The sequence below is a fragment of the Streptomyces sp. NPDC028928 genome, assembly GCF_055564915.1.
On the sequence record NZ_JBVHVI010000012.1, the window covers coordinates 248,380 to 273,517 of the forward strand.

Here is a 25,138-nt window from a genome sequence, read left to right on the forward strand (position 1 = left end):
TACGAGGTCCCCATGACGGTCCCCGGGACGGCGGCCGTCAGAACTTGATGCTGCCGATCATGCTGGCGACGTTGGTCGTCAGCTCGCTGATCGTGGGAGCGACGGTCGAGGAGGCGAGGTAGAAGCCGAGCAGGATGCAGACGACCGCATGGCCGCCCTTCAACCCTGACTTCTTGATCAGCAGGAAGACGATGATCGCCAGCAGCACCACCGCCGAAATCGAGAGTGCCACGGCGGCTCACCTCCAAAGATCCCAGGGACGCGGGTTCTAGATCAGTTGAGCAAATCCATGCAGACGCCAGCAGGTTCATACCCACTCTGCGGTAGTGATCATAACTATCCGTACTCGCGCATCGGTCGGCGCACGGCCGCACAAGGGGGCGCATGGCCAATATGGTCGGAGTATGACGACCGAGGCTGACTCCTTCCCCCGTCGGCACGCCCGGACCCAGCGGTTCACGCTCGGCGCGCCGCGTGCGTTCACCGTGGCGCCCGACGGTTCGCGTGTCGCGTTCCTGCGTTCCGGCTCCGGCACCGACCGGGCCAACTCCCTGTGGGTACTGGATCTTCCGGGGGGCGCGGAGCGCCTCGCGGCCGACCCGCGCGTGCTCCTCCAGGGCGCCTCCGAAGAGCTCTCGGCCGAGGAGCGGGCACGGCGTGAGCGCAGCCGGGAGGGCGGCGCCGGCATCGTCGCCTATGCCACTGACAGTTCCGTGGAGTTGGCGGCTTTCGCCTTGTCAGGGCGGCTTTTCACGGCGGAGCTGCGGGCCGGTACGGCGCGTGAACTCCCCGTCACCGGGCCGGTGATCGACCCGCGTCCGTCGCCCGACGGGCGGCACATCGCGTACGTCGCGCGGGGCGCGCTCAGGGTGGTGGGCGCCGAGGGGGACGGCGACCGGGCGCTGGCCGAGCCGGAGTCGGCGGACGTCTCCTACGGTCTCGCGGAATTCATCGCGGCCGAGGAGATGGGGCGTTCGCGGGGGTTCTGGTGGGCGCCGGGGTCGGACCGGCTGCTCGTGGCGCGCGTGGACGACACGCCGGTACGGCGGTGGTGGATCGCGGATCCGGCCCGGCCGGAGCGTGAGCCACTCAACATCCGGTACCCGGCGGCGGGCACCCCGAACGCGGACGTACGGCTGTTCGTCCAGGGGCTGGACGGGGCCCGGACGGAGGTGGTCTGGGACCGGACGCGCTATCCCTATCTGGCGCGTGTGCACTGGTCAGAGGCGGGTGCGCCGCTACTGCTGGTGCAGGCGCGGGACCAGCGCAGCCAGCTGTTCCTGGCGGTGGACCCGGATTCCGGGGCCACGCGGATGGTGCACGCCGATGAAGATCCAACTTGGCTGGAACTGTTCGCCGGTGTGCCCTGCTGGAGCCCCTCCGGGCAGCTTGTCCGCATCGCGGACGAGGGCGGCGCACGGGTGCTGACGGTCGGCGAACGGCCCTTGACCAGCGGACAGTTGCACATTCGTGCCGTTGTGGACGTGGGTCCGGAGGACGTACTGGTTTCCGCCTCCTCCGGTCCGGAGGCCGAGGCGCCGGAAATTGGCGAAGTCCATGTGTACCGGGTGAACGAGCTGGGCGTGGAGCGCCTGTCGCAGGAGCCCGGTGTGCACTCGGCGGTGCGCTCCGGGAGCGTGACCGTCCTGGTGTCCGCCGCACTGGACCGGCCGGGCTCCCGGGTCCAGGTGCTGTGTGACGGGAAACTGACGGCCACTGTCCGGTCGTACGCCGAAGATCCTGGTTTGTCCCCGCGGGTGGCCCTCACCCAGGGGGGCGCACGCCGAATTCCGTGCGCCGTGCTTATGCCACGGGACTACCCCGGTGACACTCCCCTGCCGGTCCTCATGGACCCCTACGGCGGTCCGCACGGCCAGCGGGTGGTCGCCGCGCACAACGCCCACCTGACCTCCCAGTGGTTCGCCGACCAGGGCTTCGCGGTGGTCGTCGCCGACGGCCGGGGCACCCCGGGCCGTTCGCCGGCCTGGGAGAAGTCGATCCGGGACGACCTGGCGGACGTCGTGCTCCAGGACCAGGTCGACGCCCTGCACGCGCTCGCCGAGCGGTACCCGCTGGACCTCAGCCGGGTGGCGATCCGGGGCTGGTCCTTCGGCGGCTATCTGGCGGCGCTGGCGGTGCTGCGCCGCCCGGACGTCTTCCACGCGGCGGTGGTCGGCGCGCCGGTCACCGACCTCAGGCTGTACGACACCCACTACCAGGAGCGCTACCTCGGCGACCCGAACAAGCAGCCGGAGGTCTACCGCCGCAACTCGGTGATCGACGACGCGGGCCTGGTCGACCCGGCCGAGCCGCACCGCCCGATGATGGTCATCCACGGGCTGGCGGACGACAACGTGGTCGTCGCCCACTCGCTGCGCCTGTCCTCCGCCCTGCTGGCCGCCGGCCGCCCGCACGAGGTGCTGCCCCTGTCCGGGGTGACCCACATGACCCCGCAGGAGACGGTCGCGCAGAACCTGCTCCTGCTCCAGCTGGACTTCCTCCGGCGCTCCCTCCCCCGGCCGGGCGGGCAGGCGTGAACTCCGTTAACACGCAGGCAACTTCACGGAAGCGGTACCGATATACGGACACGGGAGGCTGATCAGCGTACGGCCGTGCGGGTGCCGTGAACGGGCCGGGGTGCGCCATGTCACCCCGGCCCGTTGCCGTTCGGCTGCGCCTCCTTCGGCGGTACGACCTGCCGCTCCTCCGCGAAGTGGCACGCCGAGGGGTGGGCCGCCGGGCCCGAGGAATCGCGGAAGGCGGCGGGGACCGCCAGCGCCGGGACCTCCCGGACGCAGCGCTCCTGCGCCTTCCAGCAGCGGGTGCGGAAGCGGCAGCCGGAGGGGATGTCCGCCGGGGAGGGCACGTCACCGGCGAGGATGATCCGCTCCCGGCGGTCGCGGGCGTCGGGGTCGGGCACGGGCACCGCGGAGAGCAGGGCCTGGGTGTAGGGGTGGGTCGGATGGTCGTAGATCTCGCTGTCGCGGCCGGTCTCCACGATCCGCCCCAGGTACATCACCGCGACCCGGTCCGAGATGTGCCGGACGATCGACAGGTCGTGCGCGATGAAGACGTACGACAGCTCGAACTCCTCCTGGAGCCGGTCCAGCAGGTTGATCACCTGGGCCTGGACCGAGACGTCCAGCGCGGAGACCGGTTCGTCGGCCACGATGACCTCGGGGCGCAGCGCGAGGCCCCGGGCGATGCCGATGCGCTGGCGCTGGCCGCCGGAGAACTGGTGCGGGTAGCGGTTGACGTACTCCGGGTCGAGGCCGACCACGTCCAGCAGCTCCCGCACCCGGCGGCGCCGGTCGCCCTTGGGGGCCGCCTCCGGGTGGATGTCGTACGGCTCGCCGACGATGTCCCCCACCGTCATGCGCGGGTTGAGGGAGGTGTACGGGTCCTGGAAGACCATCTGGATGTTCCGGCGTACGGCCTTCAGGGCGCGGCCGGACAGCCGGGTGATGTCCTCGCCCTTGAACCGGATGGAGCCGGCCGTCGGGCGCTCCAGGTTGCAGAGCAGTCTCGCGACCGTCGACTTGCCGCAGCCCGACTCGCCGACGATGCCCAGGGTCTCGCCCCGGCCGAGGGTGAAGTCGACGCCGTCCACGGCCCTCACCGCGCCGATCTGCTTCTTGAAGAGGACGCCCCGGGTGAGGGGGTAGTGCTTCACCAGGCCGCTGACCTCCAGGATCGGCTCAGTGGTCGTGGTCATGCAGGCACTCCCTCCAGAAGTGGCAGGCGCTGCCCCGGTCCTCGTCCACCTGGTACAGCGGGGGCTCGTCGGTGCGGCACACGTCCCGGGCGAGCGGGCAGCGGGGGTGGAAGGAGCAGCCGGGCGGGATGCGGGTCAGGTTCGGCGGGAGGCCCTTGATGGCGTAGAGCTGCTGTCCCTTCTGGTCCAGGCGGGGGATGGAGTCCAGCAGGCCGCGGGTGTAGGGGTGGGCCGGTGCCTTGTAGATGTCGTGCACGGGCGCGGACTCGACGATCCTCCCCGCGTACATCACCGCGATCCGGTCGGCGACGTCCGCGACGACGCCCAGGTCGTGGGTGATCAGGATCAGCCCCATGCGGTACTCGCGCTGCAACTCCGCGAGCAGGTCCATGACCTGGGCCTGGACCGTGACGTCCAGGGCGGTGGTCGGCTCGTCGGCGATGATGAGCGCCGGTTCCAGGGCCAGCGCCATGGCGATCATGATGCGCTGGCGCATGCCGCCGGAGAACTGGTGGGGGTAGTCCCGCACCCGCTGGGCGGCGGCCGGGATGCGCACCCGCTCCATCAGCTCGACGGCCCTGGCCCGGGCGTCCTTCCGCGACATGCCCCGGTGGACGACGAACATCTCGCCCAGCTGGTCGCCGACCGTCATGACGGGGTTGAGGGCGGACAGCGCGTCCTGGAAGATCATCGCCATCCCGGCACCCCGGATCCTCCGCCGCTCCTCCCCCTTCAGCGTCAGCAGGTCCCGCCCCTGGAACAGGATCCGCCCGCCCGTGATCCGGGCCGGCGGCGTGTCCAGGATGCCCATCACGGCCTGCGCGGTGACGGACTTCCCCGACCCGGACTCCCCGAGCACGGCCAGCGTCTCCCCCGCGTCCACCCCGAACCCGACCCCGTTGACGGCATGCGAGACACCGTCCCGCGTCCGGAACTCCACCCACAGATCCCGCACGTCGAGCAGCATGCCCGCCATCACCTCGACCCCGCGCAGAGAGCAGCACGAACCACGTCACCGAACACACCGAAGCCGGCGCCGGCACCCCCGACGCGCCCGGGGAGCACAGCCGGGTGCACGCCCGCACCACCGCCCCCGGCCCGGCCGCCCCCGCACCGGCCCCGGCCCCCGGCCCCGGACCCGCCGCCCGCGCTTCGCCCTTCCCGCAGCACGCCCGCCGTCACCTCAGCTTCGGGTCGAGGGCGTCGCGGACCGCGTCGCCGAGCATGATGAAGGCCAGGACGGTGACCGCGAGTGCGCCGGAGGGCCACAGGAGGGCGTGCGGGGCGTTGCGGATGTAGGGGGAGGCGGCGGAGATGTCGATGCCCCAGGAGACGCTGGGCGGTTTGAGGCCGACGCCGAGGTAGGACAGGGTCGCCTCCAGGGCGATGTAGGTGCCGAGCGCGATGGTGGCGACGACGATGACCGGGGCCACGGCGTTCGGGGCGATGTGCCGGAGCAGGATGCGGGTGTCGGAGGCGCCGAGGGCGCGGGCGGCCTGGACGTAGTCGTGCTGTTTGGCGGTGATGACCGAGCCGCGCGCGATGCGGGAGATCTGCGGCCAGCCGAGCAGCACCATGAACCCGATGACCGGCCAGACCGTAGTGGAGGTCACCACGGAGAGGAGGACGAGACCGCCGAGGACGACCGGGATGGCGAAGACGATGTCGGTGATCCGGGAGAGCACCGCGTCCCAGACACCGCCGAAGTAGCCCGCGAGACCGCCGAGCACCGACCCGAACAGGGCCACCCCGAGCGTGGCGCACAGGCCGACCGTGACGGACGTACGGGCGCCGTAGACGGTCCGTGTGTAGACGTTGCAGCCCTGGCCGTCGTACCCGAACGGCGCGCCCGGGCCCGGGCCGTCCTGGGCCCTGGCCAGGTCGCACGTCAGGGGGCTGCCGGAGGCGATCGCCGAGGGCCACAGGGAGATGAGGACGAGGAAGAGGATGATCAGGGCGGAGAGGAGGAAGACCGGGTTGCGGCGCAGGTCCCGCCAGGCGTCGGACCAGAGCGAGCGCGCCCGTCCGCCGGAGGCGGCTGACGGATGCGGCCCCGCCGGCCCGGTGCCCTCCGGTCCGCCGGGTGTCCCCTCCAGCGTGGTCGCCTCGCTCGCCGCGAGGTCCATCGCGCCGCCCATGCCGGTGCCGGCGATCGCGCGCTCGGGCTCGTACGGCTGCTCAGGCATAGCGGATCCTCGGGTCGAGTACGGCGTACAGCAGGTCCACGAGCAGGTTGGCGACCAGGAAGACGAGGACGAGCACGGTCACGAAGCCGACGACCGTCTGGGTGTTCTGGCGCAGGACGCCCTGGTAGAGCTGGTAGCCGACACCGTGGATGTTGAAGATCCGCTCGGTGACGATCGCGCCGCCCATCAGCGCGCCGATGTCGGTGCCGATGAAGGTGACCACGGGGATGAGGGAGTTGCGCAGCAGGTGCCGGGTGATGACCCGGCGCCGGGGCAGGCCCTTGGCGATCGCCGTGCGGACGTAGTCGGACCGCTTGTTCTCGGCGATGGAGGTGCGGGTCAGCCGGGTGACGTAGGCGAGCGAGACGGAGGCGAGGACCAGGCCGGGCACGATCAGCTCGTCGAAGGTGCCGCTGCGGACCGATGGTTTGATCCACTGCCATCTGATGCCGAGCAGCAGCTGGAGCAGCAGGCCGGTGACGAAGGTCGGGACGGAGATCACGACCAGGGTGGCCAGCAGCACCCCGGTGTCGACGGGCCGGCCGCGCCTGAGCCCGGTCACGACGCCCAGCGTGATGCCGATGACGATCTCGAAGAGGACGGCCACGACGGTCAGCCGGACGGTGACCGGGAACGCCGTCGCCATCAGCTCGGTCACCGGCTGACCGTTGAACGCCGTACCGAAGTCTCCGGTGAAGACGTTCCCCATGTAGGTCAGGTACTGCTGCCACAACGGCTTGTCGAGGCCGAACTCCTTCCTCAGCTGGGCGGCCGTCGCCGGGTCGCAGGCCCGCTCCCCGCACAGGCCGGCGATGGGGTCGCCCATCACGTTCACCATCAGGAAGATCAGCAGCGTGGCCCCGACGAAGACCGGGACCATCTGGAGCAGTCGCCGGGCGACATAGCGTCCCACGGCGGCTCAGCCGACCTTGATCTCGTTGTAGACGGGCACGCTGAAGGGGTTGAGCGCCACGTGGGACAGCCGGTCGGAGTAACCGGCGCTGCCGTTCTGGTACCAGAGCGGGATGGCGGCCATGTGGTCGCGCACCACCTCCTCGGCCTTCTGGAAGAGGGAGACCGCCTTGGCGGTGTCCGTCTCCGCGTTGGCCCGGTTCACGAGCCGGTCGAAGTCCTTGTTGGACCACTTGCCGTCGTTGGAGGACGCGCCCGTGTAGTAGAGCGGCTGGAGGAAGTTCTGGATGAGCGGGTAGTCCATCTGCCAGCCCGCGCGGAACGGGCCGGTCATCTTGTGCCGCCCGAGCTGGTTGCGGAAGTCGGCGAAGGTGCCGACCGGGTTGCCGACGCAGGCCTTGTCGTCGCCGAGCGCGTTGTTGACGGAGTTGCACACCGCGTCGATCCATTCCTTGTGCGAGCCGGTGTCCGCGTTGTACGTGATCCTCAGCCGGCCGCCGGGGATCCCGCCGCCCTCCTTGATCAGCTCCCTCGCCCGGACGGGGTCGTAGTCGCAGGCCGTGCCGCACAGTCCGGCCTTGTAGCCGCCGGCCGTGCCGAGGACCGGGGAGGTCCAGTCGGTGGCCGGGGTCCTGGTCTTGCGGAAGATCGTGTCGGTGATCTGCCCGCGGTTGATCGCCATGGACAGACCGGTGCGGACCTTCTCCATGCCCGGTCTGTTCCAGGCCTTGTCGTAGAAGGGGAAGGCGAGGGTCTGGAGGATGCCGGCCGGGGTGTTGATGTAGCGGTCGCCGAGGTCCCCCTTGACGTTCTTCAGCTGGGCGGCGGGGATGTCGTCCACGAGGTCGAGGTTGCCGGCCAGGAGGTCGGTGTAGGCGGTGTTGCTGTCGGTGTAGACGAGGAGGGTCACGCCGTCGTTGCGCGCCTTGTCCGGGCCCGGGTAGCCGTCCCACTTCCTCAGGTACATCTGCGCGCCCTTCGTGTAGGACGCGATGGCGTACGGGCCGTTGCCGACCGGCTTCCTCACCCAGGCCGCGTGGTCGGTGAAGAACAGCCGGGGCAGTGGGGCGAAGGCGGCGTAGCCGAGGGTGTCGGGGAAGCCTGAGAACTTCTGGTTGAGCCGGACGGTGAAGGTGTGGTCGTCGACGACCTTCAGCCCGGAGAGTGTGTCGGCGCGCTGCCCGCCGCTGTCGGGGTGGACCTGGTCGTAGCCGTCGATGTAGCCGAAGAAGTAGGCGTTCTTCTGGTTGTTGCGCAGACTCGCCCCGTAGTTCCAGGCGTCCACGAAGGACCGGGCGGTCACCTTCTCCCCGTTGGAGAAGGTCCAGCCGTCCTTGATCCGGATGGTGAAGTTCCGCGAGTCCTCGGTCTCGATGGACCGGGCGAGCCAGTTCTGGGCCCGGCCGGTCCTCGGGTCGTACTTCTTCAGCCCGCGGAAGATCATGTCGAGGACCTTGCCGCCCTGCACCTCGTTGGTGTTGGCGGGCTCCAGCGGGTTCTGCGGATCGCCCCAGGAGGAACTGAGCACGGCGCCGCCGGCCGCTCCGCCGACCCCGCAGGCCGTGGCCGCCAGTGCCATCGTCACCGCGCCGGCGGCCCATCGGGCATGCGCGCTTCCCCGCATGGCGTGCCTCCTCCGTGCGCCCGGCTCGATCAACGGTCATATCGACACATACCGCGCATGCTTCACGCACACCGCCCGATTGGGCCACCTTTAGCGGGACACGTCATCCGAATGCAGGCAGGGTCCGCCCGCCGCCCTGATGATCTTGAGAGTCAAGCGCAATAGATCTTCGCGTAACGATGCGGAAACGTTGGATTGGGACGCGGCGATGTACGCATTTCGACACTCCACCGTCCGCATATCGAACTCCTTGCCCGTTTCGCCCAATTGGTCCGATGTGAAGCACGGATTGATTACGGCGCGCTACCCGCGTAGCTACGGAATGATCAAGGGAGAGCAAAGAAGGTAAAGAGACAACCAAGGCGGTCGAGAATTTATTGACCTTGAATGAATTGCGTTGAAAAAGTCCGGCGTAGCCCGTAGGGGAGCGCCCTGCGGAGCCTTGACCCACAAGGCACGGAGCATCATGACCCCCGCAACCCCTTCCCCGGCCACCCCACTTGAGGTGACCGACGAAGACAGCGCCGCACCGGCGAAGCTCGGCACCCCCAAGGGCAGCGAAAGCCGCTCTCCGGGACGGCTGGCCTGGACCCGCTTCAAGCGGGACCGGACGGGCGTCATATCCGCCTTTGTAGTGATCTTCTTCTTCGCCATCGGCATCCTCGCGCCGCTCATAGCCAAGCTGTACGGCAAGGACCCGTACACGACCTACGGCATGAACATCCCGGGACTGCTGAACGAGTTCAACTTCCCGATCAAGCCCAACGGCGGCATCAGCTCCGACTTCTGGTTCGGCATCGAGCCGCAGCTCGGCCGGGACGTCTTCACCTTCCTGCTCTACGGCATCCGCAACTCGCTGCTGATCGCGGCGGTGGCCGCCCTGCTGACGACCCTGCTCGGCGTCGTCGTCGGCATCACCGCCGGCTACCTGGGTGGCAAGACGGACTACCTCGTCGGCCGCGTGATCGACATCCTGCTGGCGTTCCCGCAGACCCTCTTCTTCATCGCCTTCTGGCCGGTGGTCATGGCGATCTTCGTCTCGCCCGAGGAGAACACCCCGGTCTGGCTGACCGTCACCAGCCTCATCCTCGTGATGACGGCCTTCGGCTGGGCCTCCATCGCCCGTCTGCTGCGCGGCGAGGTCCTCGCCCTGCGCGAGCGGGAGTTCGTCGAGGCGGCCAAGGTCACCGGCGCCTCTCCGGCGCGGATCATCTTCAAGGAACTGCTGCCCAACCTCTGGACGCCGATCCTGATCCAGTCCACGCTTCTGCTCCCCACGTACGTCACGGCGGAAGCGGGCCTCGCCTTCGTCGGCGTCGGCCTCACGGATCCCACCCCCGACTGGGGCGTGATGATCCAGAACGGCGCCAAGTACTACCAGGACGACATCACCTTCATGCTCTTCCCGGGCCTGTCCATGGTGATCTTCGTCGTCGCCTTCAACCTCCTCGGCGACTCGGTCCGCGACGCCCTGGACCCCAAGACCAAGCGCTGACGCGTCATCCCCGGCCACGGCGACGGGGCCCGGCCGGGGTCCAGCACCACTTCGTTCCTTCAGCAGAACAGGCCAGCCATGTCCTTTTCCCGCAGAAACTTCCTGATCGCCACCTCTGTCGCGGCCGCGGGCTCGACGGTGCTGTCCGCGTGCAGCAGCGGTGACGCGGGCAGCGGCGGCGGCACCCCGAGTGCCGGCGCCACGGAGTACACCGGTGCCTCGGTCACCGTCGGCACCGCGGCCGACTCCACCGGCCCGGCCCCGGAGATCCCCGGCGCGAAGACGGGCGGCACGATCTACGGCCTGGCCCCGGACGACTTCTCCCACCTCGACCCGCAGCGCATCTACTACGCGTACAACTCCACCGTCGCGCTGCTGCTGCACCGCTGCCTGACCGGCTACAAGATCGACGCGTCCGGCAAGCAGAAGCTGGTCGGCGACCTGGCCACCGACACCGGCAAGGCCTCCGACGACAACAAGACCTGGACCTTCACGCTGAAGGAGGGTCTGAAGTGGGAGGACGGCAGCGAGCTGACCGTCGAGGACGTCCGCCACGGCTTCGAGCGCGCCTGGGCGCCGTTCGTCACCGAGGGCGCCGACTACGCCCAGCGCGCGCTGACCGGCAAGGGCGGCAAGTGGCGTGACGCGTACGAGGGCCCGTACAAGGGCAAGCACCTCGACTCGATCGTCACCGACAAGGCGAAGCGGACGATCACCTTCAAACTGGCCGAGTCGAAGCCGGACTTCAACTTCACCCTGGCCATGCACTCCTACGCCGCGGTGCCGGTGAAGCTGGACACCAAGGAGAAGTACGACAAGAAGCCGGTCGCCTCCGGCCCGTACAAGATCAAGGCCCACACCACCGACAAGTCGATGGTGCTGATCCGCAACAAGCACTGGGACCCGAAGACCGACTCGATCCGCAACGCCTACCCGGACGGCTTCGAGTTCACCTTCGGTGTCGAGACGCTGGACGGCGTCGACCGCCTCATCGCCTCCCAGGGCAACGACGCCTACGGCGTCTCCATCTACAAGGGCGTGCCCGCCGAGCGCATCCAGAAGGTCCTCACCGACCCCGACCTGAAGAAGCGCACCTTCAACGGCCTGCTGACCGGCACCTACTTCTACTGGATCAACACCAAGCGCGTCACGGACCTGAAGGTCCGCCAGGCCCTCATCCACGCCTGGCCGCTGCAGCAGATCCGGCAGATCTACGGCGGCCCGTCCGCCGGTGACTTCGCCACCTCGGTCCTCAGCCCCGACATCATCGGCTACCAGAAGACCGACCCGTACAACAAGTCGAAGAAGCCGCAGGGTGACCCCGAGGCCGCGAAGAAGCTGCTGAAGGAGGCCGGCAAGCTCGGCCAGAAGATCGTCTACGCCTTCCCGAACGACCCGACCTACAACAAGACCAAGGTCGTCATCGAGAACGCCCTGAAGGCGGCCGGCTTCACCCCGGTCATCAAGCCGCTGGAGTCCACGGCGTACTACGACCAGGTCCAGCAGATCGACAACAGCTACGACGTGATGTGGGGCGGCTGGTCCCCGGACTGGCCGACCGCCTACACCATGATCCAGCCGCTGCTCGACGGTGACGCCATCGGAAACGGCAAGAACAACGTGTCGCAGACCGACGTCGACTGGATCAACGAGGGCATCAAGAAGAACGCGGTCATCCCGGACCAGCAGGAGGCCGGCAAGGCCTGGGCCGCGCTCGACAAGCGGATCATGGAGGAGGTCGCCCCGATGATCCCGGAGACGTACCAGCGTCGCTTCTACGTCTACGGAAACAAGGTCGGCGGCGCTCAGTTCGACCCGAACTTCTCCGCGACCCTGCTGTACAAGACCTTCGTCAAGGCCTGACGTACGGCCCCCTAGGCGGGGCGGCCCAGGTGCCGCCCCGCCGTCTCACCCCCCTACGGCATCCGTCAGGAAATCCCAACTGCCATGTTCCGCTTCCTCGTCCGCCGGATCCTCGGCGCCGCGGTGATCCTGCTGATCATCAGTGCCCTGGTGTTCGTCCTGTTCTACGCCGCTCCGCGTGACCCCGCCCGCATCGCCTGCGGCAAGGTCTGCACTCCGGAGACCCTGGAGTTGGTGAAGAAGAACCTGGCGATCTCCGACCCGCTCCCCGTGCAGTACTGGGAATGGCTCAAGGGCCTGTTCGTGGGGCGGGACTACTCCTCGTTCGGGCACTGTGACGCGCCCTGCCTGGGCTTCTCCTTCCAGAGCCGCGAGCCGGTGCTGGACACCATCCTGGACCGCTTCCCCACCACGATCTCCCTGTCCCTGGGCGCTGCCGTGATCTTCCTGATCTTCGGTGTCGGCACGGGCATGCTCGCCGCCGTCAAGCAGGGCAAGCCCCTGGACAAGATCGCCAGCTCCGCCTCACTGGTCGCGTCCTCGATGCAGATCTACGTCGTCGGTGTCTTCGCCACCTACCTCCTGGTCGACCAGCTGCACCTGCTGGACCGGGCCAGCTACACGCCCTTCACGGACAACCCGGGCAAGTGGTTCTCGGGCCTGCTGGTGCCGTGGCTGGTGCTGTCGCTCATCTTCACCGCGAACTACACCCGTATGACGCGTTCGCAGATGGTGGAGACCCTCACCCAGGACTACGTCCGCACCGCCCGCGCCAAGGGCCTGTCCCGCCGTACGGTGTTCTTCCGGTTCGCCTGGCGCGGCGCCATGGGCCCGATCATCACCATCTTCGGCCTCGACCTCGGTGTGCTGCTCGGCGGCGCGATCATCACCGAGTCGACCTTCAGCCTCCAGGGCCTCGGCATGCTCTCGGTGAAGGCGGTCCAGAACAACGACCTGCCGGTGCTGCTGGGCGTCGTCCTGGTCGCCGCCGGCGCGATCGTCGTCTTCAACATCATCGTGGACGCCGTGTACGCCCTGATCGACCCGCGCGTGCGCCTCGCCTAAGGAGAGACCCATGAGCACCCCCTTCCTCTCCGTCCGCGACCTCAAGGTGCACTTCTCCACCGAGGACGGCATCGTCAAGGCCGTCGACGGGCTCTCCTTCGACCTGGAGAAGGGCAAGACCCTCGGCATCGTCGGCGAGTCCGGCTCCGGCAAGTCCGTCACCAACATGGCGATCCTGGGCCTGCACGACCCGCGCAACACCGCCCTCGACGGCGAGATCCTGCTCGACGACAAGGAGCTGATCACCGCCACCGAGAAGGAGCTGGAGCGGCTCCGCGGCAACAAGATGTCGATGATCTTCCAGGACGCGCTGGCCTCCCTGTCGCCGTACCACACCATCGGCGCGCAGATCGGCGAGACGTACCGGAAGCACACCGGCTGCACCAAGCGCGAGGCCCGGGTCCGCGCGATCGAGATGCTGCGCCGGGTCGGCATCCCGCAGCCCGATGTCCGGGTGGACGACTACCCGCACCAGTTCTCCGGCGGTATGCGCCAGCGCGCCATGATCGCCATGGCGCTGGTCTGCGACCCCGAGCTGCTCATCGCCGACGAGCCGACCACGGCCCTCGACGTGACGGTCCAGGCGCAGATCATGGACCTGCTCAAGGATCTCCAGCAGGAGTTCGGCACCGCGATCATCTTCATCACGCACGACCTGGGTGTCATCGCGGACATCGCGGACGACGTGCTGGTGATGTACGGCGGCCGGTGCGTGGAGCGCGGGACGAAGAAGGAAGTCCTGCAGACCCCGCAGCACCCGTACACGCTGGGGCTGCTCGGTTCGATGCCGGCGCTGGACGGGCCGGTCGACGTCCCCCTGTCGCCGATCCCCGGTTCGCCGCCCTCCCTGCTCAACCCGCCGTCCGGCTGCCGCTTCCACCCCCGGTGCGCGTTCGCCGACAAGGTGTCCGGCGGGCGCTGCTCCGGCGAGCGGCCCGCGCTGGAGGTCGTGGACGGGCGGGGTGCGGCCTGCCACCTGACGCCCGAGCAGAAGCGCGAGTTGTTCTCCGACCACGTCGCCGCCCGCACCCACTGACGGATTTCAGACGGGACTTCACCACCATGAGCAGCACCACCCCCCTCCTGGACGTCTCCGGGCTCACCAAGCACTTCCCGATCAAGGGCGGCTTCCCCATCAAGCGGACGGTCGGCGCCGTGCAGGCCGTCGACGGTCTGGACTTCCAGGTCGCCGAGGGCGAGAGCCTGGGCCTGGTCGGCGAGTCGGGCTGTGGCAAGTCGACCACCGGCCGGCTGATCACACGCCTGCTGGAGCCGACCGGCGGCACGATCACCTACCGCGGCCAGGACATCACGCATGCCGGCCGCAAGCAGCTGGCGCCGATCCGCTCCGAGATCCAGATGATCTTCCAGGACCCGTACGCCTCGCTGAACCCGCGGCAGACGGTCGGCAAGATCATCTCCGGTCCGATGGAGATCAACGGCATCAACCCGGAGGGCGGCCGGGAGAAGCGCGTCCGCGAACTCCTGGAGATCGTCGGCCTGAACCCCGAGCACTACAACCGCTTCCCGCACGAGTTCTCCGGCGGCCAGCGCCAGCGCATCGGCGTGGCCCGCGCCCTGGCGCTGGAACCGAAGCTGATCGTGGCGGACGAGCCGGTCTCCGCGCTGGACGTCTCGATCCAGGCGCAGGTCGTCAACCTGCTCCAGCAGGTCCAGAAGGACCTCGGCATCGCGTTCGTCTTCATCGCCCACGACCTGGCGATCGTCCGCCACTTCTCCCAGCGCGTCGCGGTCATGTACCTGGGTAAGATCGTCGAGATCGCCGACCGCGACGACCTCTACAACAACCCGCGCCACCCCTACACGCGGGCCCTGCTGTCCGCCGTGCCCGAGGCGACGGTGGACGAGGAGCCGCGGGAGCGCATCCGCCTGACCGGTGATGTGCCGTCGCCGATCAACCCGCCGTCCGGCTGCCGCTTCCGCACCCGGTGCTGGAAGGCGACCGAGAAGTGCGCGACGGAGGCACCGCCGCTGGTGCAGGCGGAGGGCAACAAGGCCGGTCACCTCACGGCATGCCACTACCCTGAGACGGCGGACACCGTCCCCGCTCCGCGCCTCTCCAAGGACCCCGAGGCGGCGGCCTGACACACCCCTTTCCGTCAGCCGCCCCCTTGCGGAGCGGACTTTCACCGGCCCATTGACCCGAGCCCATGAACGTCCGGTCCAGGGGACGAGGGCCCGCGCCTCCCCAAGGCACGGGCCCTCTTTCCGTGTTCTGGGTCTTCCTTTCCTGACACGCCGTTCAGCATCGTGTGTCAGACTGCCGCGGTGGTGGATCACGTCTTTGCCGATCTCTCGCTCGCCGCGCTCTACGACCGCCTCAACCCCTGGGGACCGGGGGACGACTTCTACCTGGGTCTGCTGCGGGAGGCCGGGTCCGTGCTGGACATCGGCTGCGGCACCGGGCAGTTGCTCCGGCGGGCCCGGGCCGAGGGGCACCGGGGGCGGCTGATGGGACTCGATCCGGCCGCCGCGATGCTCGTCCAGGCACGCCGGGCGCGCCCGGACATCGAGTGGGTCCTCGGCGACGTACGGGTCCGGCGGTGGGAGCAGGACTTCGACCTCGTCGTCATGACCGGGCACGCCTTCCAGGAACTGCTGACGGACGACGACATCCGGACCTGCCTGCACGCCGCCCGCTCGGCCCTGCGCGACGGCGGCCGTTTCGTCTTCGAGACCCGCAACCCCGCCGCCCGCCCCTGGGAGCGCTGGACCCCGGACCGGGTGCACGAGATCACCGCCGCCGACGGCACCCCGGTACGGGTGTGGCACGAGGTCCAGCCCGCCGGCCCCGCCCGGGACCGTGTCCATTTCACCGAAACCTACGCCGGCCCCCGCTGGCCCACCCCCCAGGTCCACCACAGCACCCTCCGCTTCCTGGACGCCGACACCCTGAACGCCTTCCTGACGGAGGCGGGCCTGACCGTGACCGAGCAGTACGGCGACTGGGGGCGGGGTCCGCTGACCCCGACGTCACCGGAGATCATCACGGTGGCCCGGCGGACCTGAGGTTCACGCCTCCCCTGTCGCCGCTCCGGCAGCCGTGAGGAGGGCGGCGGTCTCCGTATGGTTGCCGGCGCGTGCCCACTGAAGGGGCGTGAGGCCGGTGCCGTGGTCTTCGCGGAGGTTCGGGTCGGCGCCGTACGCCAGCAGCGCGCGGACCGTCTCGGTGTGGCCCCAGCATGCTGCCGCGCACAATGGCGTCCCCTCCGCGCCGAGCCCGCTGCTCTCGGTGTCGGGACGGGCCCCGGCCGCCAGCAGCAGGAGCGCGATCTCGGACTGTCCGTTCACGGATGCCCGGTAGAGGGGGGTGGTGCCCTCGTCGTCGGGCCGCTCCGGGTCGAGCCCGGAGCGCAGGAGCGCCTTCACGCAGGCGGTGTCGCCCGCCAGAGTCGCCTCGAACAGGCGCCGGGAGAGCTTCTTGTGTCGCCGCTGGTTCATGCGGGGCGAGGCTAGCGGCGGGGCACGGGTGAGGTCATCCCGTTTTCGCGCGCGTCGGCCCGGGTGTGCACCGGGCCGGATCGCCTGGCCGCGTCCGGCCCGGCCGGAGCCGGTCTAGTTCTGGTCCTCCTCCAGTGCCGACAACGCCGGGTCCAGCACGATCTCCTCCTCGCGGGCGGTCGTCGGGTCCTCCGGGAAGTGGCAGGCCGTCAGGTGGCCGTCGTGGTTGCCGGAGAGCTGGATCAGCGGGGGCTCCTCGGTCGCGCACTTGTCCTGGGCCTTCCAGCAGCGGGTGCGGAAGCGGCAGCCGGAGGGTGGGGAGATGGGGGACGGTACGTCGCCGGCGAGGCGGATGCGCTCGCGTGGGGGTGCCTCGTCCTCCGTGAGGGCCACCTCGGGGACGGCGGACAGCAGGGCGTGGGTGTAGGGGTGGCGCGGGCGGGTGTAGATGGAGTCGCGGTCGCCGACCTCGATGATCTTGCCCAGGTACATGACCGCTACGCGCTGGGAGAAGTGGCGGACCACCGCCAGGTCGTGGGCGATGAAGACGAACGCGATGCCGAGTTCCTTCTGGACCTGCTGGAGCAGGTTGACCACCTGGGCCTGGATGGAGACGTCCAGGGCGGAGACCGGCTCGTCGGCGACGATCAGCTTCGGTTCCAGGGCCAACGCCCTGGCCACACCGATGCGCTGGCGCTGGCCGCCGGAGAACTCGTGCGGGAAGCGGTTGTAGTGCTCGGGGTTCAGGCCGACGATCTCCAGGAGCTCGCGGACGCGCTTCTCGCGGCCGCCCTCCGGGTTGATGCCGTTGATCTCCATCGGCCCGGAGATGATCTTGCCGACCGTCTGCCGCGGGTTCAGCGACGAGTACGGGTCCTGGAAGATCATCTGGATCTCGGAGCGGATCGGGGCGAGCTGTTTGCGGTTGGCGTGGCTGATGTCCTGCCCGCGGTAGGTGATCGTGCCGCGGGTCGGTTCCAGCAGGCGCGTGATCAGCCGGCCGGTGGTCGACTTGCCGCAGCCCGACTCGCCGACCAGGCCGAAGCTCTCCCCCGCGTGCACGGTCAGGTCGAGGCCGTCGACGGCCTGGACCGCGCCGACCGTACGGCGGATGGGGAAGCCGCCCTTGACCGGGAAGTGCTTGACCAGCCCCGAGACCTTGAGCAACGGCTCCGGCACCGCGTCGGCACCGGCCTCGCGGGTGTCGGGGAGGACCAGGTCCTCTTTCATGACGGTTGTCCTCCTAGCCCAGTCGGGGCCTGATCTCTTCGATGAAGATGGTTCGTTTCTGCTCCGTGCCGAGATGACACGCCGAGGAACGGTCCGGTGCCAGCAGCGGGCGCTCGGTCACGCAGCGGTCGCCGCCGACGCGGTCCCGGAAGGTGCACCGGGGATGGAAGCGGCAGCCGGACGGCGGGGTCAGCAGGGAGGGCGGGGTGCCGGGGATCGGGGAGAGCGGGGTGCCCAGGTCGGAGTCCAGCCGGGGCATGGAGTTCAGCAGGCCCCAGGTGTACGGGTGCTGCGGTGAGCGCAGGACCTCGTCCACGGTGCCGCGCTCCACCGCGCGTCCGGCGTACATGACCATGATGTCGTCGGCCATGTCGGCGATGACCCCGAGGTCATGGGTGATGAAGACGATCGCCGTGCCGAACTCCCGCTGGAGGTCCTTGAGCAGGTCCAGGATCTGGGCCTGCACGGTCACGTCCAGGGCCGTGGTCGGCTCGTCGGCGATCAGCAGGTCGGGGTCGCAGACCAGCGCCATGGCGATCATCGCGCGCTGGCGCATACCGCCGGAGAACTGGTGCGGGTAGTCCCGGGCGCGCTCCTTGGGGTTGGGGATGCCGACCTTGGCGAGCATCTCCACGGCCCGTCCCCAGGCCGCCTTCTTCGAGGCGCCGGTGTGCTTCATGTACGGCTCGGCGATCTGCCGGCCGATGGTGTAGAAGGGCGACAGCGCGGTGAGCGGGTCCTGGAAGATCATCGCCACCCGGTTGCCGCGGAGCTTCTCCATCTCCTTCTCGGTGGCGGTGATGAGTTCCTTGCCGTCGAGGACGATCTCCCCGTCGATCGTGGTGAACAGCGGGTCGTGCAGCCCGAGGATCGTCAGGTTGGTGACCGACTTGCCCGAGCCGGACTCGCCGACGATGCCGAGGGTCTTCCCGCGGTGCAGGTCGAAGGAGAGCCCGTCGACGGCCTTGACCGGGCCGTCCTCGGTGGAGAACGTCACCTGGAGATCGCGCACCGAGAGGAATCCGTCCGGCCCGGTCGGGGCCGGTGCGCCCTCGGCCTTGGTCACTGTGGTCACTTGGCTGGTTCTTCCTAGGAGAGCCGGATGCGGGGGTCGATCCACGCGTAGGTGATGTCGGTCAGGATGTTGATGATGAGGATGAAGAAGGCGCCGAACAGCATGACCCCCATCGTCAGCGGCAGGTCCTTGTTGACCGCGCCGTCCACGGCGAGCCGGCCGATCCCCTGGAGGGAGAAGGTCAGTTCGGTGACGACGGCGCCGCCCAGCATGGAGCTGACGTCGATGCCGAGCACGGTGACGATCGGGATGAGCGAGCCCCGCCAGGCGTAGCGCAGGAAGACGTACTTGCGCGACATGCCCTTGGCCCGGGCGGTGCGCACATGGTCCTCGGCGAGCTGTTCGATCATGGAGGAGCGCGCCATACGGGTGTACTGCGCGGTGAAGATCGTGGCCATCACGCACACCGGGATCGACATGCCGACGAACCAGCCGACCGGGTCCTGGGTGAGGGGCACGTACTTGGGGTCCTCCATCCAGCCGCTGCCGTAGACGAGGATGGTCAGCACGACCGGGCCGAGGAAGTAGATCTGGAACGAGCTGAGCACCATGGACGCGCCGGTGGCGACCTTGTCCACCAGCGTGCCGCGCCGGTAGGCGGCGATCATGCCCGCGCCGACGCCGATGAGGAGGAAGACGATCGCGCCGCCGGCGGTCAGGGTGAGGGTCAGCGGGAACCGGTCCATGATGGTGCTCCAGACCATGTCCCCCGAGTAGAACGACACGCCCAGGCAGGGGGCCGAGCAGTGCCCGGTCGGGAAGTCGCGGCCTGTCACGATGCCGGACATGAAGTTCCAGAACTGCTGGGCCAGGGGCAGGTTGAGGCCCAGGGCCTCCCGGATGTCCGCCAGCCGCTGGGGCGAACAGTCCTTGCCGCAGGCCAGGGAGGCGTAGTCGGAAGGTGCGGCCACGAAGAGGAAGAACGTCGCCGCCCCGATGAGAAAGAGCGTGACGAAGGCGCCGACCGTGCGCCGGATGATGAACTGAAGCATGGCGGGCTGGCTGCTCTCTGCGACAGACGGTGGGTGGGGTGCGCTCGGACCGGGGGCGCGCCCGCTGCGGAACGCGCCCCCGTCCTCAGCCGCGGGTCACGACTTCAGGTACAGCCGGTTGATGTCGATGAGGCTGGACACCGAGCCGTACCGGGCACCGCCCACGTTGGAGCCGGAGATCTGGAACTGCTTCGTGTACCAGAGCGGGGCCGCCGGGATGACGTTCTCCAGCAGGTAGTGCTGGGCTTCCTTCCAGGTCTTGGCGGCCTCGGCGGGCTCCTGGGTCAGCGCCTTCTTGATGAGGGCGTCGACCTTCGGGTCCTTGACGTGCGAGTAGTTCGAGGAGCCGTCGAAGACCTGCGAGCCGTCGTAGATGGGCGTGACGACCGTGCCCGGGGACGGCCAGTCCTGGCCCCAGCCGGTGATGTAGATGTCGTACGGGTTCTTGATCTTGCCGATCTGCTCGTAGTAGCTCGCCGCGTCGACCTCCTTGGCGACGACGTCGATGCCGACCTTGGTCAGCGCGTCCTCGATGGCGACCTTGCGCTTCTGGCCGGCCTCGCTGTTGGGGTAGGCGAAGACGAGCTTCTTCTCGGCGGCCGGGAGGCCGCTGAGGATCTCCTTGGCCTTGGCGATGTTGCCCTGCGGGGTCTTCAGCCGGCCGTAGGGGTCGTAGCTCGCCTCGTAGCCGGGCAGCGTCGGCGCGAAGTAGTTCGGCGCGACGTCACCGCCGTAGGCGCCGCCCTCGCCGGCGATGAGGGACTTGGAGTTGACCGCGTAGGTGACGGCCTCGCGGACCTTCTTGTCCTTGACCCGGTCGAGGTTGAAGGTCAGCGTCATGACGTAGGGCTGGTAGCCCTTGACCGTGCGCTTGCTGGCCTCGGGGTTGTTGATGACGTCCTGGATCTGGGTGGCCTCGACGCCGTTGGTGAGCTGGATGGCGTTCTTGTTGTCGCCCTCGTCGGCGATCAGGCGCTTGGTCTGGGTGGACTCGGTGACGCCGAACTGGATGGTGAAGCCGTCGACGTACTGGTGGCGCACGGAGTCGGTCTTCGGGTCCCAGTTGGTGTTCTTCACCAGCTTCAGGGTCTTGCCGGCCTTGTTCTCGGCAATCTTGTACGGGCCGGTGGCGACCGGCTTCTTCTCGTACCGCTCCTTGGTGTCGCCCTTCGCCGGGACGACGGCGTAGCCGGCCATGGCGAGGGTCTGCGGCAGGTCCGGGCGCGGCTGGTCGAAGTGGAAGACCACCGTCTTGTCGTCCGGGGTGTCCAGCACCGAGGCCGGCAGGTGCTTGCCGTCGAAGCCGCCGCCGGGCAGGGCCTTGCGGTAGTCGGCGCCGCTCAGCCAGGTCTGGAGGTAGGTCGGGCCGTCGAAGATGAACTTCGCGTACAGGCGCTCGACGCTGTGCCGGACGTCGGCCGAGGTGATGGGGTTGCCGTTCTCGTCCTTGATCCCGTCCTTCAGTGTGAAGGTCCAGGTCTTGCCGCCGTCGGAGGGCTTGCCGGAGTCGGTGGCGAGGTCACCGGCCACGGACACGTTGCCCTTGTCGTCCTCCTGGAACTGGGTCAGGCGGCGGAAGAGCAGGTTGGCGACCTGGCCGGCGTCGGAGACGTAGATCTGGCCGGGGTCCAGGTGGGACAGGCCCGGCTCCTGGTACACCGTGATCGTGCCGCCGGGCTTGGCGCCGGGCACCTCCTTGGCGGGGCCGGTCGATCCCGCGGCGTCGACGTAGGTGACCGCCTTCGACTGGACCGCCGCCTCCTTCTGGTCCTTCTTGGAGTCCCTGCCGGACTTGCCGCCCTCGTTCTTGGAGCAGGCCGTGAGAGCCAGGGAGCCGGCCGCGATGGCGATCACGACGGCACGCGCTCCGCGGGCGCGATGAGACATCATGTGGCGAATCCACCTACCTGTCGATTGTTATCCGTGAGATCTGCCGGGCGCCGGCCGGCTGGGGCCGGCGGGGGCGGCAGCCACCCCCCACCCAACGGACGACCTATCGCCCGGACTTGGGGTCGAACGCGTCCCGTACGGAGTCCCCGAGGAGGTTGAAGCACAGGACGAAGATCACCAGCGCCACCCCGGGGAAGAACATGAACGCCGGGTCCTGCTCGGCGTACCGGGCGCCGGCGGCGAAGAGGCGTCCCCAGTCGGGAGTCGGCTCGACGAACCCGACGCCCGCGAAGGACAGGAAGGCGATGCTGAGGATGGTGCTGGGCAGTTGGTACGTGAACTGCACCAGGATCGGGGTGACGACGTTGGGCAGGATCTCCTTGCGCACGATCCGCCACGGCGAGGCCCCGGAGACCTTGGCCGCCTCCACGAACTCCCGTTCGCGCAGGGACAGTACGGTCGACCGCACCAGGCGCGCCATGCCCATCCAGCCCAGCAGCCACAGCACGATGAGCATGGCCAGGGCGCGGAAGTAGGTCGGCGTCTCCTCGCGGGGATCCACGAAGAACGACGTCACGACGGGCATGAAGGCGATGAAGAACAGCTGTTGCGGGAAGGAGAGGAAGAAGTCGGTGCCACGGCCGATCCAGTAGTCCGTACGACCGCCGAAGTACCCGCCGATCAGGCCGATCACGACACCGGTGACCATGATGAGGACGGTGATGCCGAGCGCCATGTACAGCGAGGTGCGCATGCCGTACAGCAGCATGGCGTACAGGTCGCGGCCGTACTGCGGTTCGACGCCGAACCAGTGGTCTCCTGAGACACCTCCCAAGTAGCCGAGCGGAAGCCCGAATTCATCGAGGACGGGCTTGTCGGCGTAGGTGGGGTCCTGGCCGTACAGGGTGTACGGATCGGTGCCCGGCAGCTTCACGAGCAGCGGCGCGAGCAGGGCGACGACGAAGTAGCCGATCACCACCAGGGCGCAGATGACACCCGTGCGATCGCGTTTGAAGCGCAGCCACATCAGCTGGCCGGGGGACCGGCCCGCGAGCTTGACGGCCTCGGTCCTCGTCTCCGGCCCTGGTGCGCCGTCGACGACGAGCGGAGCCCCGCCGCCCTCTATGTCGATAGGACTTGTCACGGTTTGTCCGTTCCACAGGTATGAGTGTGGGAGATGCCCGCGTACTCCAAGAACGCGCGTGACCGCAGTCGGACGCGCGTAGTTACCGGGGTTCCCTCCTCATGACTCCACGTGTTCACCAACAGGAAGGGGTTTCCGTCTTCCCTCCGACACCCCTGACGGAGGGTCAGACACCCCCTGGTGCTCGTGAGTCGGCGCTGTCCCCACAGCGCGAGACCCATTGACCCGAGCGCTACGCGGCTAACTATCTGCCATGGGTCGACCACCGACCACTGCCCGTAGATCTCAATTCAGTCACAGCTCGCCGCTACACCTTCCAAAATCTGGACAAACTGTTCGCCGGAAGAAGGCGCGAAACGGACTTGTTACATGGGTATCGGGCACCGGTCTCCGCATGTCGGACATGGGGCCCCCGAAAACGGGTTGCAAAAAGCCCGGGTGCCCCCACCATGGGGGCACCCGGGCTCAAGTGCCGGTGAATCAGCTGTGCTTGGCGCGGCTCGCGGTGCGGGCCCGCTCACGCTGGTCGAGCACGACCTTGCGGATGCGAACGGCCTCCGGGGTCACCTCGACGCACTCGTCGTCGCGGCAGAACTCCAGCGACTGCTCCAGCGACAGCTTGCGCGGCGGCACGATCGCCTCGAACGAGTCGGCCGACGACGACCGCATGTTCGTGAGCTTCTTCTCCTTGGTGATGTTGACGTCCATGTCGTCGGAACGGGAGTTCTCACCGACGATCATGCCCTCGTACACCTCGGTGCCCGGCTCCACGAACAGCACGCCGCGCTCCTGCAGGTTCGTCATCGCGAAGGCGGTGACGGAGCCGGAGCGGTCGGCTACCAGGGAGCCGTTGTTGCGGGTCGTGAGGTTGCCGAACCAGGGCTCGAAGCCCTCGTGGATGGAGTGGCCGATACCCGTGCCACGGGTCTGGGTCAGGAACTCGGTACGGAAGCCGATGAGGCCGCGCGAGGGCACGACGAACTCCATGCGGACCCAGCCGGAGCCGTGGTTCGACATGTTGTCCATGCGGCCCTTGCGGACGCCCATGAGCTGCGTCACGGCGCCCATGTGCTCCTCGGGCACGTCGATCGTCATGCGCTCGACCGGCTCGTAGACCTTGCCGTCGATCTCCTTGGTGACGACCTGCGGCTTGCCGACGGTCAGCTCGTAGCCCTCGCGGCGCATCTGCTCGACCAGGATGGCCAGCGCCAGCTCACCACGGCCCTGCACCTCCCAGGCGTCCGGGCGCTCGGTGTCGAGGACCCGCAGCGAGACGTTACCGATCAGCTCGCGGTCCAGGCGGTCCTTGACCTGGCGGGCGGTGACCTTGCGGTCCTTCACGGCCGCCTTCGCGTCCGCGCCCTTGCCGGTGCCGCCCCGGCCGACCAGCGGCGAGGTGTTGGTACCGATCACCATGGAGATCGCCGGCTCGTCCACCGTGATCAGCGGCAGCGGGATGGGGTTCTCGGTGTCGGCCAGGGTCTCGCCGATCATGATGTCCGGGATACCGGCGACCGCGCAGATGTCACCGGGGCCCGCCTTCTCGGCCGGCTTGCGGGTGAGCGCCTCCGTCATCATCAGCTCGGAGATGCGGACGTTCTGCACGGAACCGTCGCGCTTGATCCAGGCCACCGTCTGGCCCTTGCGCAGCTCGCCCTGCTCGACGCGGAGCAGCGCGATACGGCCGAGGAAGTTGTCGGCGTCCAGGTTGGTGACGTGGGCCTGGAGCGGGGCGTCCTCGTCGTAGGTCGGGGCGGGGATGTGCTCCAGGATCGTGGAGAAGAACGGCTCCAGGCTGTCGCTGTCGGCCGGGACCGTGCCGTTGTCCGGCTTGGTCAGCGAGGCGATGCCGTCACGGCCGCAGGCGTAGACGATCGGGAACTCGATCTGCTCCTCGTCCGCGTCCAGGTCGAGGAAGAGGTCGTAGGTCTCGTTGACGACCTCGTCGATGCGGGCGTCGGGGCGGTCCGTCTTGTTGATGCACAGGATGACGGGCAGCCGGGCCTGGAGCGCCTTGCGCAGCACGAAGCGGGTCTGCGGCAGCGGGCCCTCGGAGGCGTCCACGAGGAGGACGACACCGTCCACCATCGACAGACCGCGCTCGACCTCGCCGCCGAAGTCGGCGTGGCCGGGGGTGTCGATGATGTTGATGGTGATCGGGTCCCCGCCGTCCTTGGGGTGGTACTTCACCGCCGTGTTCTTGGCGAGGATCGTGATGCCCTTCTCACGCTCCAGGTCGTTCGAGTCCATCATGCGGTCGTCGACCGAGTCGAGCTGGTGGGCGGCGAACGCGCCGGCCTGCTTGAGCATGCCGTCGACGATGGTGGTCTTGCCGTGGTCGACGTGGGCGACGATGGCGACGTTGCGGATGTCGTGGCGCGTGGCCATGGTGTGGCGTACTCCCGGAGTGTGAGGAATGCCCTGCGCGTACGTCCGTGTCGCGCGGGCCCTGCCGGGCTGGACACGCCACGGCCTCACCCCATGG

20 protein-coding genes are annotated in these 25,138 nt (G+C 68.7%); 7 read left to right on the forward strand and 13 right to left on the reverse strand.

What is annotated here, in order from left to right:
* Window positions 1-37 precede the first annotated feature (37 nt).
* Window positions 38-232 (reverse strand): hypothetical protein, encoded by a 195-nt coding sequence (locus ACZ4U1_RS28155; protein WP_030649813.1) that lies wholly within the window; start codon window positions 230-232, stop codon window positions 38-40.
* Between the two features lie 172 nt (window positions 233-404).
* On the opposite strand from ACZ4U1_RS28155, the gene ACZ4U1_RS28160 reads away from it, so the two are divergent.
* A complete protein-coding gene (locus tag ACZ4U1_RS28160) occupies window positions 405-2,537 on the forward strand; it encodes a S9 family peptidase (RefSeq protein ID WP_467906944.1) in 2,133 nt (710 codons plus the stop codon).
* 110 nt (window positions 2,538-2,647) lie between these two features.
* Here the strand turns inward: ACZ4U1_RS28160 and ACZ4U1_RS28165 are convergent, their stop codons facing one another.
* The 5 genes from ACZ4U1_RS28165 to ACZ4U1_RS28185 form a co-directional block, all read right to left on the reverse strand.
* Window positions 2,648-3,715 (reverse strand): ABC transporter ATP-binding protein, encoded by a 1,068-nt coding sequence (locus ACZ4U1_RS28165; RefSeq protein WP_467906945.1) that lies wholly within the window; start codon window positions 3,713-3,715, stop codon window positions 2,648-2,650.
* Entirely contained in the window at window positions 3,699-4,682 is a 984-nt protein-coding gene (locus ACZ4U1_RS28170; protein WP_467906946.1) for an ABC transporter ATP-binding protein, read from the reverse strand. The genes ACZ4U1_RS28165 and ACZ4U1_RS28170 overlap by 17 nt, the downstream gene beginning before the upstream one ends.
* 211 nt (window positions 4,683-4,893) lie before the next feature.
* Window positions 4,894-5,901, reverse strand: coding sequence for an ABC transporter permease (locus tag ACZ4U1_RS28175; RefSeq protein WP_467906947.1), 1,008 nt, complete (start codon window positions 5,899-5,901; stop codon window positions 4,894-4,896).
* On the reverse strand, window positions 5,894-6,814 hold the full coding sequence (locus ACZ4U1_RS28180) for an ABC transporter permease (protein WP_467906948.1): 921 nt from the start codon (window positions 6,812-6,814) through the stop codon (window positions 5,894-5,896). Before ACZ4U1_RS28180 ends, ACZ4U1_RS28175 begins: the two co-directional genes overlap by 8 nt.
* A 6-nt stretch (window positions 6,815-6,820) precedes the next feature.
* The gene (locus ACZ4U1_RS28185; protein WP_467906949.1) at window positions 6,821-8,437 is read right to left on the reverse strand and encodes a peptide ABC transporter substrate-binding protein; all 1,617 of its coding nucleotides are present in this window, start codon (window positions 8,435-8,437) and stop codon (window positions 6,821-6,823) included.
* Window positions 8,438-8,903: 466 nt separating this feature from the next.
* Here ACZ4U1_RS28185 and ACZ4U1_RS28190 point away from each other — a divergent pair, with 466 nt between their 5' ends.
* The 6 genes from ACZ4U1_RS28190 to ACZ4U1_RS28215 all read left to right on the forward strand — a co-directional run bounded on the left by ACZ4U1_RS28190 (window position 8,904) and on the right by ACZ4U1_RS28215 (window position 15,890).
* The gene (locus ACZ4U1_RS28190; RefSeq protein ID WP_467906950.1) at window positions 8,904-9,932 is read left to right on the forward strand and encodes an ABC transporter permease; all 1,029 of its coding nucleotides are present in this window, start codon (window positions 8,904-8,906) and stop codon (window positions 9,930-9,932) included.
* Window positions 9,933-10,010: 78 nt separating this feature from the next.
* The gene (locus ACZ4U1_RS28195) at window positions 10,011-11,795 is read left to right on the forward strand and encodes an ABC transporter substrate-binding protein (RefSeq protein WP_467906951.1); all 1,785 of its coding nucleotides are present in this window, start codon (window positions 10,011-10,013) and stop codon (window positions 11,793-11,795) included.
* Between the two features lie 84 nt (window positions 11,796-11,879).
* Window positions 11,880-12,860: an ABC transporter permease gene (locus tag ACZ4U1_RS28200; RefSeq protein WP_467906952.1), complete on the forward strand. Its 981-nt coding sequence runs from the start codon at window positions 11,880-11,882 to the stop codon at window positions 12,858-12,860.
* A 10-nt stretch (window positions 12,861-12,870) separates the two neighbouring features.
* Window positions 12,871-13,896 (forward strand): ABC transporter ATP-binding protein, encoded by a 1,026-nt coding sequence (locus ACZ4U1_RS28205; protein WP_467906953.1) that lies wholly within the window; start codon window positions 12,871-12,873, stop codon window positions 13,894-13,896.
* 26 nt (window positions 13,897-13,922) lie between these two features.
* Window positions 13,923-14,966: an ABC transporter ATP-binding protein gene (locus tag ACZ4U1_RS28210; protein ID WP_467906954.1), complete on the forward strand. Its 1,044-nt coding sequence runs from the start codon at window positions 13,923-13,925 to the stop codon at window positions 14,964-14,966.
* A gap of 183 nt (window positions 14,967-15,149) precedes the next feature.
* A complete protein-coding gene (locus tag ACZ4U1_RS28215; protein ID WP_467906955.1) occupies window positions 15,150-15,890 on the forward strand; it encodes a class I SAM-dependent methyltransferase in 741 nt (246 codons plus the stop codon).
* Between the two features lie 3 nt (window positions 15,891-15,893).
* On the opposite strand, the gene ACZ4U1_RS28220 is transcribed toward ACZ4U1_RS28215, so the two are convergent.
* From ACZ4U1_RS28220 to typA, 7 genes are all read right to left on the reverse strand, one after another.
* On the reverse strand, window positions 15,894-16,322 hold the full coding sequence (locus tag ACZ4U1_RS28220; protein WP_467906956.1) for an ankyrin repeat domain-containing protein: 429 nt from the start codon (window positions 16,320-16,322) through the stop codon (window positions 15,894-15,896).
* A 114-nt stretch (window positions 16,323-16,436) separates the two neighbouring features.
* Complete coding sequence (locus tag ACZ4U1_RS28225) at window positions 16,437-17,552, reverse strand: ABC transporter ATP-binding protein (protein WP_467906957.1); 1,116 nt, start codon at window positions 17,550-17,552, stop codon at window positions 16,437-16,439.
* A gap of 13 nt (window positions 17,553-17,565) precedes the next feature.
* Window positions 17,566-18,627, reverse strand: a complete 1,062-nt coding sequence (locus ACZ4U1_RS28230) for an ABC transporter ATP-binding protein (RefSeq protein WP_467906958.1) — start codon at window positions 18,625-18,627, stop codon at window positions 17,566-17,568.
* A gap of 14 nt (window positions 18,628-18,641) precedes the next feature.
* Window positions 18,642-19,619 (reverse strand): ABC transporter permease, encoded by a 978-nt coding sequence (locus tag ACZ4U1_RS28235; protein ID WP_467906959.1) that lies wholly within the window; start codon window positions 19,617-19,619, stop codon window positions 18,642-18,644.
* A gap of 96 nt (window positions 19,620-19,715) precedes the next feature.
* A complete protein-coding gene (locus ACZ4U1_RS28240; RefSeq protein WP_467906960.1) occupies window positions 19,716-21,509 on the reverse strand; it encodes an ABC transporter substrate-binding protein in 1,794 nt (597 codons plus the stop codon).
* A 103-nt stretch (window positions 21,510-21,612) separates the two neighbouring features.
* Complete coding sequence (locus ACZ4U1_RS28245; RefSeq protein ID WP_467906961.1) at window positions 21,613-22,653, reverse strand: ABC transporter permease; 1,041 nt, start codon at window positions 22,651-22,653, stop codon at window positions 21,613-21,615.
* Window positions 22,654-23,133: 480 nt separating this feature from the next.
* Window positions 23,134-25,041: a translational GTPase TypA gene (typA, locus tag ACZ4U1_RS28250; protein WP_467906962.1), complete on the reverse strand. Its 1,908-nt coding sequence runs from the start codon at window positions 25,039-25,041 to the stop codon at window positions 23,134-23,136.
* Between the last annotated feature and the right edge of the window lie 97 nt (window positions 25,042-25,138).

Excerpts from the sequence above, each read along its gene's own strand:
- ACZ4U1_RS28160 (WP_467906944.1), top strand. The coding sequence starts at position 405 with ATGACGACCGAGGCTGACTCCTTCCCCCGTCGGCACGCCCGGACCCAG.
- ACZ4U1_RS28165 (WP_467906945.1), bottom strand. The coding sequence starts at position 3,715 with ATGACCACGACCACTGAGCCGATCCTGGAGGTCAGCGGCCTGGTGAAG.
- ACZ4U1_RS28170 (WP_467906946.1), bottom strand. The coding sequence starts at position 4,682 with ATGCTGCTCGACGTGCGGGATCTGTGGGTGGAGTTCCGGACGCGGGAC.
- ACZ4U1_RS28175 (WP_467906947.1), bottom strand. The coding sequence starts at position 5,901 with ATGCCTGAGCAGCCGTACGAGCCCGAGCGCGCGATCGCCGGCACCGGC.
- ACZ4U1_RS28185 (WP_467906949.1), bottom strand. The coding sequence starts at position 8,437 with ATGCGGGGAAGCGCGCATGCCCGATGGGCCGCCGGCGCGGTGACGATG.
- ACZ4U1_RS28190 (WP_467906950.1), top strand. The coding sequence starts at position 8,904 with ATGACCCCCGCAACCCCTTCCCCGGCCACCCCACTTGAGGTGACCGAC.
- ACZ4U1_RS28195 (WP_467906951.1), top strand. The coding sequence starts at position 10,011 with ATGTCCTTTTCCCGCAGAAACTTCCTGATCGCCACCTCTGTCGCGGCC.
- ACZ4U1_RS28200 (WP_467906952.1), top strand. The coding sequence starts at position 11,880 with ATGTTCCGCTTCCTCGTCCGCCGGATCCTCGGCGCCGCGGTGATCCTG.
- ACZ4U1_RS28205 (WP_467906953.1), top strand. The coding sequence starts at position 12,871 with ATGAGCACCCCCTTCCTCTCCGTCCGCGACCTCAAGGTGCACTTCTCC.
- ACZ4U1_RS28210 (WP_467906954.1), top strand. The coding sequence starts at position 13,923 with ATGAGCAGCACCACCCCCCTCCTGGACGTCTCCGGGCTCACCAAGCAC.
- ACZ4U1_RS28220 (WP_467906956.1), bottom strand. The coding sequence starts at position 16,322 with ATGAACCAGCGGCGACACAAGAAGCTCTCCCGGCGCCTGTTCGAGGCG.
- ACZ4U1_RS28225 (WP_467906957.1), bottom strand. The coding sequence starts at position 17,552 with ATGAAAGAGGACCTGGTCCTCCCCGACACCCGCGAGGCCGGTGCCGAC.
- ACZ4U1_RS28235 (WP_467906959.1), bottom strand. The coding sequence starts at position 19,619 with ATGCTTCAGTTCATCATCCGGCGCACGGTCGGCGCCTTCGTCACGCTC.
- ACZ4U1_RS28240 (WP_467906960.1), bottom strand. The coding sequence starts at position 21,509 with ATGATGTCTCATCGCGCCCGCGGAGCGCGTGCCGTCGTGATCGCCATC.
- typA (WP_467906962.1), bottom strand. The coding sequence starts at position 25,041 with ATGGCCACGCGCCACGACATCCGCAACGTCGCCATCGTCGCCCACGTC.